Annotated in this window: 9 protein-coding genes; 6 read left to right on the top strand and 3 right to left on the bottom strand. The window is 69.1% G+C overall.

What is annotated here, in order from left to right; all coding sequences use genetic code 11:
- The first annotated feature begins 213 nt into the window (after positions 1 to 213).
- Positions 214 to 4,629: a MobF family relaxase gene (gene mobF / locus KDL28_RS29670; protein WP_252443937.1), complete on the top strand. Its 4,416-nt coding sequence runs from the start codon at positions 214 to 216 to the stop codon at positions 4,627 to 4,629.
- A 24-nt stretch (positions 4,630 to 4,653) separates the two neighbouring features.
- Here mobF and KDL28_RS29665 read toward each other — a convergent pair whose 3' ends face one another.
- Positions 4,654 to 5,073: a hypothetical protein gene (locus KDL28_RS29665; protein WP_252443935.1), complete on the bottom strand. Its 420-nt coding sequence runs from the start codon at positions 5,071 to 5,073 to the stop codon at positions 4,654 to 4,656.
- Positions 5,074 to 7,237: 2,164 nt separating this feature from the next.
- Here KDL28_RS29665 and KDL28_RS29660 point away from each other — a divergent pair.
- From KDL28_RS29660 to KDL28_RS29645, 4 genes are all read left to right on the top strand, one after another.
- Positions 7,238 to 7,936, top strand: a complete 699-nt coding sequence (locus KDL28_RS29660) for an ABC transporter permease (RefSeq protein ID WP_252443933.1) — start codon at positions 7,238 to 7,240, stop codon at positions 7,934 to 7,936.
- A gap of 293 nt (positions 7,937 to 8,229) precedes the next feature.
- Complete coding sequence (locus KDL28_RS29655; RefSeq protein ID WP_252443931.1) at positions 8,230 to 8,967, top strand: DUF5131 family protein; 738 nt, start codon at positions 8,230 to 8,232, stop codon at positions 8,965 to 8,967.
- Between the two features lie 131 nt (positions 8,968 to 9,098).
- Positions 9,099 to 10,232, top strand: a complete 1,134-nt coding sequence (locus tag KDL28_RS29650; RefSeq protein WP_252443929.1) for a three-Cys-motif partner protein TcmP — start codon at positions 9,099 to 9,101, stop codon at positions 10,230 to 10,232.
- A gap of 706 nt (positions 10,233 to 10,938) precedes the next feature.
- The gene (locus tag KDL28_RS29645; RefSeq protein WP_252443927.1) at positions 10,939 to 11,367 is read left to right on the top strand and encodes a hypothetical protein; all 429 of its coding nucleotides are present in this window, start codon (positions 10,939 to 10,941) and stop codon (positions 11,365 to 11,367) included.
- A 361-nt stretch (positions 11,368 to 11,728) separates the two neighbouring features.
- Here the strand turns inward: KDL28_RS29645 and KDL28_RS29640 are convergent, their stop codons facing one another.
- Complete coding sequence (locus tag KDL28_RS29640; protein ID WP_252443925.1) at positions 11,729 to 12,547, bottom strand: hypothetical protein; 819 nt, start codon at positions 12,545 to 12,547, stop codon at positions 11,729 to 11,731.
- A 134-nt stretch (positions 12,548 to 12,681) separates the two neighbouring features.
- Here KDL28_RS29640 and KDL28_RS29635 point away from each other — a divergent pair, with 134 nt between their 5' ends.
- The gene (locus tag KDL28_RS29635; protein ID WP_252443923.1) at positions 12,682 to 12,867 is read left to right on the top strand and encodes a hypothetical protein; all 186 of its coding nucleotides are present in this window, start codon (positions 12,682 to 12,684) and stop codon (positions 12,865 to 12,867) included.
- 408 nt (positions 12,868 to 13,275) lie between these two features.
- Here KDL28_RS29635 and KDL28_RS29630 read toward each other — a convergent pair whose 3' ends face one another.
- Positions 13,276 to 13,524, bottom strand: coding sequence for a hypothetical protein (locus KDL28_RS29630; protein ID WP_252443921.1), 249 nt, complete (start codon positions 13,522 to 13,524; stop codon positions 13,276 to 13,278).
- Positions 13,525 to 13,840: the final 316 nt, after the last annotated feature.

Raw genomic sequence — 13,840 nt, 5'->3', positions numbered from 1 at the left:
AGCACCAGCAACCCGAACCCAGCACTACTCCATTCACCACATTCGCTCACCCAAGCACCACAACAACTACACAAAGATCAAAGTCGCACACCTTGGCATCACGATCCGAAGGTGGTGGCCGGCCTCCGGCCGGCCGGTCGGCGGCGCTGCCACCGGTGATCTTCCTGTTGATCTTTGCAAGATCGTTTCGCGCTTACCGAGTGGGTGGTCCGGGTGGTGCTGAGGATCTCCAGCGGCTACAGCCCTGACTACCTGCTCCGCGAAGTGGCCACCGGGCGGGAGAGCTACTACACCGGGGCGGTCGCCGAGGGCGAGCCCCCCGGTCGGTGGTGGGGTGCTGGCGCCGAGAAGCTCGGCTTGACCGGTCTGGTGGACGCGCAGGATATGCGGGCGCTCTACGAGCGGTTCCTCGATCCCCGCGACGAGAGCTTCCGGAATCCGTCCGAGTGGGGTGAGGTGTCCACCCTTGGACACACCGGACGGCGCTACCTGTCCGAGGACGAGCTGTACGCCCAGGCGTTGGGTAGGGAACCGGACGCCACGGCTGAACGGCGGACGGAGCTTCGGACAGAGGCCGGACGGGCGGCCCGGCACAACGTGGCGTTCTTCGACGTGACGTTCAACGTGCAGAAGTCGGTGACCCTGCTGCACACCGCGTTCGAGGCCGAGGAGGTCGCAGCGCGTAACCGCGGCGAGGACGACGCTGCGGCGGCGTGGGGGCAGTTCCGGCAGGCGGTGGAGGACGCGATCTGGGCGGGCAACAACGCCGGCCTGCAGTACCTGGCCGACAAGGCCGGCTACTCGAGGATCGGTCACCACGGCGGCGCGGCCGGTCGGTGGGTGGATGCGCACGAGTGGACGGTGGCGTCGTTCTTCCAGCACGACTCCCGCGATCACGACCCGCACCTGCACATCCACAACGCCGTCCTCAACCGAGTCGAGGGCCCGGACGGGAAGTGGCGCACCCTCGACTCGAAGGCGCTCTACAAGTTTCGGCCAGCCGCGGCGGCGGTGGCCGAGCGCCTCGCCGCCGAGCGGCTCACCGACGCGCTGGGTGTGTTGCTGGCGATGCGCCCGGACGGGAAGGCCCGCGAGGTCGTCGGGATCGATCCCGCCGCGTTGGCGCTGATCTCAACCCGTCGTCGCGCTCTTACCGCGAAAGCCTCCGAGCTGGTCGAGGCGTTCGCGACCCGCTACGGGCGGGCCCCGAACGGCTTGGAGCGCGAGCGGTTGATGCAGCAGGCCACGCTGATGACCCGCCAGCGCAAATCCCATACTGGTGAGACCCGCGACCAGCTGCTCGACCGCGTCGACGTCACCCTCCGAGCCGAGGTAACCGGCGGCCTGGCCGGCGTCGCCCGCGAAGTCCTCGCCGCGCGTGGCGCCGCGACGCCGGCGGCGCAGCGGTGGGCGCCGACGTCGGTGATCGAAACCGCGATCGCCGACGTCCAGCAGCGCAAGGCCGGCTGGACCCGCGCTGACCTGTTCGCCGCGGTGAACGACGCCCTACCGGACAACCTGGGACTGACCGACCCCGCCGAGATCGTCGAGTTGATCGAGGGCCTAACCGACGAGGCTCTGCGCCAGGTCACCGGGCTGGACGCCCCGCACCCGGGTGAAGATGTGTTGCCCGACGACATGCGCCTGGCCAACGGCGAGTCCGCGCTGCAGGCGCCGGGCGGCAAGCTCTATGCCGCGCATGCCCACATCCACACCGAACGCGTTCTGGTCGCCGCTACCGCCGAGCACGAGGCCGCGGCGCTGCCGCCCGAGGCGGCGCAGCGGTTCGTCGACGAGCTCGGCGAGTCGGGAATCGAACTCGGCGTCGACCAAGCTGCCGCGGTTCGCGGCGTGCTCACTTCCGGTGCCCGGGTCGAGTGTCTGGTCGGCCCGGCCGGCACCGGGAAGTCCTTCGTCGTCGGTGCACTGGCCAAGGCCTGGAGCGACCCCGAGCTGACCGGCGGGGCCACCCGTCGGGTGGTCGGCCTGGCGACCAGCCAGATCGCCACCGACGTACTGGTCGGCGAAGGTCTCACCGCCCGCAACGTAGCGCGCTGGCTGACGACTCAGGATCGGCTGCAGGCTGGCCCGGGATCCGGTCGCCCGCAGCCGGTCGAGGAGGACGCCGGCTGGAAGCTGCGCGCCGGGGATCTCGTGGTGGTCGACGAGTCGGCGATGACCGAGACCGCCGCCCTGGCGGCGATCCACCGCCACGTCGAGGCCGCCGACGCCAAACTGCTCCTGGTCGGCGACCACCGCCAGCTCGCCGCGGTCGGCGCCGGCGGGGCCATGGACCTCGCCGCGGCCGCGGGGACCCGCTACGAGCTGGCCGAGGCCCGCCGGTTCACCGCACCGTGGGAGCGCAAGGCCTCGCTGCGCCTGCGCGGTGGCGATCCCGCCGTGCTCGGCGACTACCACCAGCAGGGCCGCCTGCTCGACGCCGGCACCCGCGAGCAGGCCGAGCAGTCCGCCGCCCGCGCGTGGCTGGGCGACACCCTCGCCGGGCAACACTCGATCCTGCTCGTGGACACCAACGAGCAGGCCGCCCGACTGTCCGCGCAGCTGCGCGCCGAACTCGTCCGCCTCGGCCGCGTCGACGAGCAGGGCGCGCCGCTCGGTCTGCAGGGCACCTACGCCGGGGTGGGGGACCTGGTGCAGGCCCGCCGCAACGGGTGGGAGCTGGCCGGGGTGGAGGGCAACCGGCGCGGTCCGATCAACCGGGAGACCTACCGGGTGCTGGCCGTGCGCGAGGACGGCGGTCTGCAGGTCGCCCCGATCACCGCCCACGGCGGTGCCGACGGCCCGGCGGGGGAGGTGCTGGGGGAGGCGATGGTGCTGCCCGGTGACTACGTCGCCGAGCACCTCGCCCTGGGCTACGCGTCCACGGTGCACGCCGCCCAGGGGCTGACGGTGGACACCAGCCACAGCGTGATCACCCCCGGCACGGGGCCGGCGGCGCTGTATGTGGGGATGAGCCGCGGGTGCGCCGCCAACGTCGCGCACGTGGCCACCACCTCCGAGGTCGGCGACCCCGCCCAGGGCGGGGATCGGCACGCCCAGCACCGCAACCCGCGCTCGGTGTGTGAGGCCATCCTCGACACCACCGACCTCGCCCAGTCGCGCTCCGCCCTGGCCACCGCGACCGAGTCCGCGACCGAGGCGGGATCGGTGCGCACCGCGGGGGAGTTGCTCGCCGATGCCGCCCAGCTCGCCTCGACCGCTCGTACGGCCAGCTGGTTGGACCGGCTCACCGACGGCGGCGTCCTCACCGACCGGCTCCGGGCGCTGATCGCCGCCGAGGACGGCGCCGCGTCCCTGACCCGGATCCTGCGCCGGGTCGAACTCGCCGGCCGCGACGCCTACGGCGCCCTGGCCGCCGCGATCGAGGCCCGCCCGCTCGACGACGCTCGCTCCCCGACCAACGTGATCTACACCCGGATCAAGGACCAGGGCCGCTACGAGCCGACGGGTGAGGCGTGGGCGGACTGGGTGCCGCAGGTCGAGGACCCGCAGTGGCAGAACTACCTCGACACCCTCGCCGTTGCCGCCGACGATCGGACGACAGAGCTGGGTGAGCAGCTCGCGCGCGAGACCCCGGAATGGGCCAGCGCCGCTCTTGGCCCAGTGCCCATGGAGACCGACGCTCGCGCGGTCTGGGAGCGACGAGCTGCGCAGGTTGTGGCCTGCCGCGAGCTGGGCGGCTTCGACGACCCGAGCGAAGCCCTGGGGCCAGCGCCAGCAGCGGGGCAGGTCGAGGCCTACGCCGCCTTCCGCTCCGCCTGGCGGGCCCTCGGTCGGCCCGAGGCCGACCGAAGCGAGCTGGAGTTGAGCGATGGGCAGCTGCGCATCCGCATCCGCGCCGCGGCCCGCGAGGCTGCCTGCGCTCCCCGCTATGTGGCCAACGAGCTGGCCGGCACCCGTCAGAGCGCTGACACCTATCGCCACACCGCCGCCCTGCGCGATGCCGAAGCGCAGGCAGCCACCGATCCGGTCATGCAGCACTGGTTCCGGCAGCAATCCGCGGATGCCGCGGCGTTGGCCGCGGTGCTCGACGTGCAGGCCGCGCAGCTGCAGCACGTCGACGACGCCCGCGCCGAATGGCTCGCCCACTCCGCCACCACCCGGGTGGAAGGCGAACGGGCCGCGGCCGAGCTCGCCGCCCGCCACGTCGACGACGACCCCGAACCACAGATCACCGCCGCCGAATGGCTCGCCGCACACCACGTCAACCTGGCCGCCGAGGACCCACACCGCCCCATCACCGACGACACGGACTTCACCGACCACGACGCCGCCTCGGAACTGTCAGACATCGACCGCCTCGACACCGACGCGGCCGGCTACGTCGATGCTGAGCAGCCCGACCTGCGCGAGATCGCCGCAGCCGAGCCGGCCCCGGTCGACGAGGACGACGTCCGGGTCCCGGCCGCAGACGAGACCGCGACCAGCCTGGCCCGCGCCAAGCGGGTGCTCGACGAGATCGACGCCCGCACCGCCGAGGACGCCCGCATGGCCGAAGCCGAGCGCAACGCCGAACTCGCCCGCTGGCCGGTCGACCACCACAACGTCCCGGCCGGCGATGCCGGGTCGGACGATGAACCCGTGCTCGACCGCGCCGAGGCGCCGTGAGCCCGGGCACGGTCGGCGCAGCGATCAGGCGGTGGACGACTCAATGGTGTCCGGGATCGCCACCGGCGGCGGTCCTTCACGCCGCCAAGCCCAGGCCAGCGTGTTCCGGATGCCTTCGCACCACCCGGGCCGCGAGGTGAGCAGACGCGGCCGCCGCAGCGCGAGGTTGTCCGCTGCCAGAGCCTCCGCCTCGATCAACTCTTCGTAGGCCTTGGCCGGTCGCTGGGTGACCGGGGAGTGCGCCAGTTCGTAGCTGCCGACGCAGCTGGGCACCGTGGCCGCGGCCAACCAGCGACAGGTTGTGACCACCGCACCGGCATACCAGTCCAGCACGCTGTCCTGGTTGAGCTGCTCGGCAGCCCGCCACACCGCGGCGAACTGCGCGCGTGGAACCCGCAGGTTCCCGCGCGGGACACGTGCGATGTGCCGATCAGTCACCTCCATGGGAGAAGGGTGACATCAATCCCCGACAGCAACGACGTCCGAACGGGTCACGAACGCCGTAGAACTGTTGGGCTCCGCCCCACACCATCGGTGACCTATCGCGGACCTGGATCATTTTCCAGCACCCAGGACCTTCCAGTCTGCGACCGTGGCTTCGGTCGCTTCTGGGCCTCTCAAGTTTCGTAGACAGTAATAGATAGAGTCACAAAGTCGCCCGTCAGTTCGACAATGTGTACAATTGCAATGCGACCCTCTGATGTGTAGGCGCAGAAGTCTTGGACGTCTGAGAGTGGGACGAAGTTGGAGTAAGCTGTAACCGATCTGCACGTACTATAGTTGTACGCAGATTCAAGCACTTTGACATAGGCGTTGGTACCGGTCTTTAATTCTTCACTACTCGCCTTGTAGATCAAGTCGTAGGTCGTGCTGTTCCAGCGTGGGTTAGATTGTGGCGAATCTAGGTCTATCTTGCCTCCGGCGGGAACCTCTATTTCTCCACTGCGTCGAATCGGCGGGTCGAAAACTGGTGGTGACACTCCGGCTCGAGTCAATGCCTCTCGCAGCGCCTTGTTCTCGAATTCCAGTCTGGTGCTCTTGCTTTCCAGTTCCCGACTTCTTTCCTCAAGGGCGCCCACTCGTTTCTCTAGGTCTTCTCCATAGGAATTGGCCTGGGCCTCGCCGGGTATAGAGCCGTTCTGATTACTGTCACCGCCAATAAGGTAGATTCCAAATAACGCGGTGAAGCAAAGCAGGACGGCGGCGGTAGCGGTAAGTAGTGAGGCAACAGTTCGGCTCCGCGGCCAATGCCGACTAATTACTCGCGGCACATGTAGGGACGCGCTATCGAATCCTATTGCCGCGTCATTTTTTCGTACATCCGTATCGATAGTACGAGGCGATCGAGAGTTCAGTTTACTTATCTGCCTGACTCTTCGGCCAGCTGATCCTGCTGCTATTGCCGCCACAAGTCCACTGACGGCAGCTAGCGCCACAACAGTCACATAAACTTCTGTGCTCATGAAGGAGTCTCACGTGCGCTGGCGGACAAGTGGACGCACAGCCCAGCCGTGACTAGCGTTAAGACGAATAAGACGATGGAAGTCGTGGCGGGTCCGATGAGCGCCTCGGAGGTGTTTAACTTGCTATCGGCGTCGGTTGACAGATCGAGGTCTGGTGCCGTCTTAGCTCCTGCATACGCGATTGCGCAGAGCGTACAAAAGAAGATAGTCGCCCCGCTTGCAATACTAACTCGCACACGTACTGCATGATCTGTGATACTTACTTGGAGCAGCTCGCCAATTGCTGCACCGGCAATAGCGCTGGACGCCAGTAGTAATTCGCCATCGGCAAATGGCCGCAGGAAGCTGAAAGTCTCGTTTCGAACGATAGGCATGATTAGGTTTGCGATGACCGGAAGAAGCGCCAATCCGACTCCACAAAGTAGCCATGAGGCTACTCGGCTCCTGACTCGATCTCGATCACCTGAAGCAGCCGTCATGATCGGCGGCCAGATCTGTCCGTATTGTCGCAGTTGTGCCGAATAGGTAACACCGGTCCCTTCCCACGCTGCGCACAGCACTCCTCATGGTTGACTCGGCGGACTAGCTGTTGTGGTTACGCGCCCACGGGTAGAGCAGGGCTGCAGCCGCATGTACTCAAGTCGGGCGTCTGGATCACGTTGAGCTGTCGAGTGCAGGTCGGCCGCCGCTGGGCCAGGCGGTAAGGCCATCGATCGGGGAACCGCCGGTCATGCTGGTGGTCCGGTTCGCGCTCAAGGCCGCGCGGCCAAGCGAACTGCCTGGTCGACCGCCTGCGGCGGGGGCCTGTCGGCCCTCGGCTTACCACGGCCTCCCTCCCGGTCAAGGGCGCTCCGCTGCGCTGCGCGTCGCTGCGCGACAGCCCTTCGGGCTGCCCTTGACCGCGAGCCTCCGAGGCCGTGAGGGCGCTCGAAAGCGCGGCGGGGCAAGCACCCGCCGCCCGAGGGGCGGGCCGACAGACCCAACCGCGGTTCCCGCGATCAAGCAGGTGACCAGCGATGACGAATGCGATGACGAACGCGCAGACCATGACGACCCCGGGCACGACCACCCCCGACACCCGTGAGCTGACCGACCTGGTCCGGGAGCAGGCCGAACGGATGGGGTACTGGCCGTCGGGGCGGCAGGTGATCGCCGAGTTCCGTGTCGGGCGCCCGAAGGCCAATGCGGTGCTGGCGGCGCTGCGTGAGTCCGGGTTCGACCCAAGCACCGGCGCGGCCACCCAGGCCACGCTCGCGCTGGACGTCGTCCCCGTGCGGCAAGACAAGCCCACCCCGAGCGGGAGCAGCCCGGTGGGCGGGTGGAGCGCGGAGCAGATCAGCACCCCTGACCGGACCTCGAGCGAGACCGGGCATCCGGCACCGATGGGGCGGGGGTCGCGGTTGGGGTCGTGGCCGTTGGTGTTGATCGCGTTGGGGGCGTTCGTGTCGATCTGGGGTGGCTGGGTCGGGCTCGGTGAGCTGACCGGGTTCGGCCCGATCCAGCTGCTGCCCGGCATCGCAGACCAGGTGGTCATCAATTCGGCGATCACGTTGCCGATCGGGGTCGAGGCGTACGCGGCGTTCGCGCTGCGGACCTGGCTGGCCCCCGACATCGGCCTGTCGAGCGTGGCGCGGCGGTTCGCCCGTTGGTCGGCGATCGGGTCGCTGGCGTTGGGTGCGGCCGGGCAGATCGCCTACCACCTGATGGTCGCCGCGGGGGTGAGCGAGGCGCCGTGGCCGATCACGGCGTTCGTGTCGTGTCTGCCGGTGGTCGTGCTCGGGTGCGCGGCCGCGCTGACGCACCTGATCCACCGTTTCGACGACACCCTTGGGGTGCAGCGATGACGGTCCGGTGGACCGACCCGAGACCGGCCCACGATCGGTTCGGGGTGGGGTGGGCGGGACGCGACGGGAGCAGGTGCGGCAGTTGGGCAACGCGGTCGCGGCGCCCGCGGCGGAGTGGTTGATCGGGGCGGTGGCGGCGTCGTTGGACACGCCGTGCGGGGTGGTGCGTCCGGAAGATCAGCGGCGATGAACAGCGGTACGGCCGATCCAGCCGAGGCCTGGGACGTGGCCCGGGATGGGCGGCCGCCAGTGGCGGAGACGGTGCGGGGCAGTGGGGGAGCGAGGTGGCGGGTGTGAGTAGCAGGTCGCGGATCGAGTGGACCGAGACGACGTGGAACCCGACGACCGGCTGCGACCGGATCTCCGCGGGGTGCGACAACTGCTACGCGCTGGCGTTGGCGCGCCGGTTGAAGGCGATGGGCTCGGCGAAATACCAGACCGACGGCGACCCGCGCACCAGCGGCCCCGGATTCGGGGTCACCGTCCACGACGATGTGGTGACCGCGCCGTTGCGGTGGCGGGCGCCGCGGGTGGTGTTCGTGAACTCGATGTCGGACCTGTTCCACGCCCGGGTGCCGGCGGAGTTCGTGGCCCGGGTGTTCGAGGTCATGGCCGCCACCCCGCAGCACACCTATCAGGTGCTCACCAAGCGAGCGACCCGTCTGCGGCGCCTCGCGCCGGATCTGCCGTGGCCGGCGAACGTGTGGATGGGCGTCTCGGTTGAGGGCCTCGACGTCGCCGATCGGGTCGAGGAGCTGCGCCGGGTGCCGGCGGCGGTGCGGTTCCTGTCGTGTGAACCCCTGCTGGGGCCGCTCGACGGGTTGGATCTGTCGGGGATCGGGTGGGTGATCGCCGGTGGCGAGTCCGGACCGGCGGCCCGGCCCGTGGACCCCGTGTGGGTGGCGCAGCTGCGCGACGCATGCCAGACCGAGGACGTGCCGTTCTTCTTCAAGCAGTGGGGTGGGCGTACCCCGAAGGCCCGGGGGCGGGTGCTGGATGGCCGCACGTGGGATGAGATGCCGGTCGGCTGACACGGCCTGGCGCGCCCAACAGCGTGATGCGCTGACCCTGGTGACGCCCCGAACAGCGGATCCGGGCGTCAGCGTGCGGTTCGTACCCTGGGTGTCACAGGTTGTGATCGCTTGGTCACGTCTCGGGGGGCGTGGTGGCGCTGCTGTGGAAGTTGGAGCCGGCGACGGCGGCGAAGCATCGGTTGTACAAGCGCTACCTGGATGCGTGGTGGCCGATCATGCTCCAGCCGAATCACACGGGCTACCGGCGGCCCCGCGTCACCTACGTCGATGCGTTCGCCGGCCCGGGCCGCTATGAGGACGGTGAGGACGGGTCGCCGGTCTTCGCGATCGAGCGGCTGCTTACCCACAGCGCGGTCGGGCGGATGAACCTGAGCCGGGACCGGGTGACGATGCTGTTCATCGAGCGGGACACCGCCCGGTGGCGGTATCTGCGTGAGCTTGTGGTGTCGCGGTTCGGTCCGCTGGAGCGGTTGCCGGTGCGGGTGGAGATCCGCAACGCCGACGCCGGCGTCGACACCGAGGGCATGTTGACCGAGTTGGACGCGTGGCGGGCGCCGATCTTGGCGGTGTTCGACTCGTGGGGCAACGTCAACGTCCCCTACGACCTGGTTCGTCGGATCGCGGGGGTGCGTTCCAGCGAGGTCATCACCACGTTCGGGCCCAACTGGTTCAGCCGCCGGGAGACCCTCAACACCGACCTGCTCGACGTCGTGTTCGGCGGCCGCAGCTTCTGGCAGCCCGCGGACCGTGAACAGCGTCCGGACGAGCGGTGGCGGACCTGGTTGGACACCTACCGCAGCGCTCTGGCCCGGGCGGGGTTCGCGTTCCAGCTGCAGTTCGAGGTCGTGCCCCACACCGGACAGCCTCTCTACCTGGTGTTCGGCACCGGTAGCGAGAAGGGCGTCGAGGTCATGAAGGACGCCATGTGGAACGTCGACGGTGACGGGGGTATGAGCTTCCGCGACCCCCGCACCCGCGGCGGTGTTCCCGACGGCCAGCTGGACCTGTTCGCGGAGATTCAGCAGACCGACGAGCTGACCGAGCTGCTCACCCAACGCCTGCACGAGGGCCGTGCCACGGTGCATGAACTCGGCGGTTGGCTGCTGTGTGAGACCGCCCGGTGGCGGCGCACCCATGCCCGAGCGGCGGTCACCGCGATGCGCGACGCCGGCCTGGTCGCCCTCACCCCGCATGGCCGGATCACCAAGCAGGCCCTCGTCGAGCTGCACCCCTCGCGCAGAGCCCGCCGCGATCCCCGATAGGCCGGACCGCACCCGATGCCCGACCAGGCACGCGTTGAGCACGACCAGGAGTACGCCGGCGGCCCGAGGGCACTGCGGGAGACATCGTTGTGCCGTCGCCGTGGCCCAACCGTCCGACCGTCCGACCGTCCGACCGTCCGACCGTGGAACGTGACGGCGGCGGTCCGCGTGGTACGAGCCTGTCGTGCGAGCGGCCAGGCTCTGGGTGCGTGGCGGGGATGAAGTTCGACGCTTCAGGCGCTTGAGAACGCCGCTATGTTGACCATTATGCGCAGCGGCGTAGGCGACATGATCGCATGATGCTTGGAGATCAATACCTTTGTGCGTGTATCTGCACGCGACGAATGCACGTGCACGAAATCCGCATATCAGGTTCACCCGAATAGCGGTTGAGATGTTCGTCATTACGAGATGAAAGCCTCGGCTCGACGGGTGGTGGCGCGACCCTGCACGACAGGTGGTCAATCTGAAATGAGCGTGGCTGTCAAGAGGGCGCACCGTCCGCTGGCCGCCGGGGCTCGCCCGGTCGTCGCGGATATTCCACTGAGGGACCACTCGTTTGGATCTTGTGGCGTTTCCGGGCCTTTGGGCGCAGATTTCCACCCGGTCGCTCGGGTGTGCAAGTTCCGTGCAAACAGCGTGTAGTCGGTGCCGCTAGCCTTCACTCGTCCGTGCGACATCTGCTGTTTGGAGGCTGTTCAATCACGTGAGCACAAGTTACTGGCGGGTCGAGGAGTTGGCCCGAGAACTCACCGAGGTTGCCGACGAGGTCGACGCGCACACACAGGCCGGGCACGCGCTACGGCTGCCGACGGCGCTGACCCAGGCCGCCCAACGGATCGCAGCCGCAAGCGACCGTAGTCGGGTGGAGGCGGCGTTGGCGACGATGCCGGTCAGTCAGGCCGTGGTCTACCTGACCGATCACCAGGAGGTGGTGACCGCGACCGAGTTGCAGGTCAGGCTGTCCCGGATCGGGAGGGAGGTCCCGTTGGCCACGGTCACCGTCGCCCTGCACCGGGCCAGAGAACGCGGCCAACTCGTCAGCCGCGGCCGAGGCCGCTTCGCCCGACCCGGACCCACCGACACCACCACCAGCACACCACCTTTGAGAGGAGGAAGCCCGAGCGATGGATGAACCAACCCCCCGCACACACCGGCGACGACGCCGGGCCCGGAAACGGGAAGCGGCGGTGAAGCCTCTTGCCCAGGCCTCACCGCCGACGAACCCGACCCCCTTGCCAAGGGAACGAGACCACGACCATAACCGCTGCAGCGGTCGCCGTCGATGGCCTCGCACACCAATCCGTCACCGGAATATCCGGGGTATCAACCTCGCCGCGACCTGGCTCACGCTGTTGTGGATGAGCCTGCCCGACGACATCCGCCACGCGGTACTCGCCCACATCACCGGCTAACCGAGCAGTTCCCCTGAGGATCTCGTGGCGGGCCCCGGGCTGTCCTGGTCGGGGAACGTTGTTCCTCGGCCAGGCCGGCCGCTAGCACGACCGGTATCCGGTGATCAGGTAGCCGCCGTCGGGTCGTGGCCGGTGTAGGTCGAGCATGCCCACCTGAGGTCCGGGCCGGGTCGAGGGAAGTGTTCCTCGCCCGGTCGCGTCGGCGCCGGTGCGGGCGGTCCAGGTCAGCGAGCAGGCGTTCGCGTGGCTGGTCTCGCCGTCCGGCGACGTCGGTCCGGTGGTGATCGAGCCGGAGTCGGGGGATCGGTAGGCGATCGGGTCGGTGACCTGGTCGTGCAGGGTGCTGATCGCGGTCGGGCAGGACTGTGCATCGACGGCGGTGGCCAGGTGCTCGGCGGCGGTGGTGGTGAGCGACCAGCATGCGGCGGTGGGGTCGTCGTGGGCGATGGCGCCGAGCAGCGCGTGCACCGCGGCGCTCGGCGAGCGGGGCAGCAGTTGTGCCCGGGTGCGGTCCATCGACTCGGCCCCCTGCGCTGCACGGGCATGCCCGAGAGCCCGCTGCTCCACGACCAGACCGATCACCCCCACCGCCACGAGCATCACGGACATCACGAGCGACGAGACGAGGACCGCTCGTCGGAACCGCATCGGTGCCCGGTCGAGAACCGCCGGCGGTAGGGCGGCCCCCACGACCAGGAGGACACCGGCGAGCAACAGCCACGCCCACACCGAGAGCGTCGATACGACCGCCGCCGCGGTGCCGAGCGCGCCGAGCTCAACGCCACGGCCACGCCCTCCGGGCAGCAGCGCGGTCGCGGACACAGCGACCAGCGCACCGACGAGCGGCGCCCACCAGGGCTGCCCGACCAGCAGCCACACCACCAGCGCGAGAACGAACAAGACCGCCGAGCGCAGCCAGCGAAGCCCATGACGCTGCCAGGTCGCGCCAGGGCGTGGCGACCGCCGGGGCACAGGGGCAGGACCAGGGCCAGGTCGAGGCATGGTCATGAGCGGGATCGGTGGGTAGGCAGGCGATGGCGAGGACCCTTTCCTACGCGCTGAAGTCCGCCGGGGCGATGACGCTGGTCCTGCAGCGTCGCGACGGCCGGGTCGAGGTCGCGCGCGCCGTGGTGTCCGGCGCACCGAGGATCGCCGGTCGGCGGGCGTTGATCGGCGAGCGTCGCGGCGTCGACATCGTCGAGAGGTCGAGCTCGAGGTAGAGGTCGACTGAGTCGCGACCCTCCTGGTCGGGTGGTTGTCCTCGTCGCACTGCCGAACCTCCCGTTGCCGCGGCACCGTCGTTGGGCGCTATGGGCGCCGGTCAGCGTGGCCACGTCCCGAGGTCGTCCGAGCGCCGCGGACGGCACGAGCGGTCAGCCACCAGGGCAGAAGGCCGGCAGGGGAGCAGAGCAGGAGCGTCACCACGGCGGCTGGCGGAGCGGACGTTGGCACAGCGGGCACTCGCGGCACGGCTCGTTCCGTAGGACTCGTCACCGTCGCGAACCCCGTTGGCCTCACCGTGTCAGCGCCATTGGGCGGATCCGGTGGCCTGCGGCTGGTGGTGATGGCGAGGTGGTGGGCCGGCAGTCGACTGAAGCGCCTTGTCCGCATCGCACGAGGCGGCGTGCTCAGGCACGGCGCTCGCGGCCATAGAGACGGGGGCGCAGGGCGTCGGCGGGCACGAGTTGGTCCTCGAGCTGCAGCTGGCCGGTGATCTCGGCATGGGCGTAGGGGATGGCGTAGGAGACCAGGCCGTACCACTCGCCGGTCGCAGCGCGGAACCAGCCGTGCAGGGTCCCCCGCACCTCACCGGACACGTCGAGCGTGCGGTCGTCCCACCGGAACCGACCGGGCGGGTACTGGGTCTGGTGGAACACGACCGGGAGCTTGACCCACACTGGCCGGTTCAGTCGACGCCGCGAGCCCAGATCACCCGAACGCATGTTCGGACTCTACGGCGCGTCGACAGCGGTCGTGCACCGCCCAGCGGGATGATTCGACGCTGTGACCAGTACTGATGTTCCTACTGTGCGCGACCGGCTGATCGCTGCAGGGTTGAGTACCGAGCGGATCGAGGAGCACCTACAGGCCGGTCGGATCTCCCTCGACGGCGTACCCGTCGTCGACCTCGACCAGCCGGCGCCACCGGAATCCCGTGTCGTACTCACCAACCGCTAACCCAACGAGAGGGTG

The sequence above is a fragment of the Pseudonocardia humida genome, from assembly GCF_023898865.1.
Lineage (GTDB): Bacteria > Actinomycetota > Actinomycetes > Mycobacteriales > Pseudonocardiaceae > Pseudonocardia > Pseudonocardia humida.
This window is presented reverse-complemented; position numbering and strand designations above follow the sequence as displayed.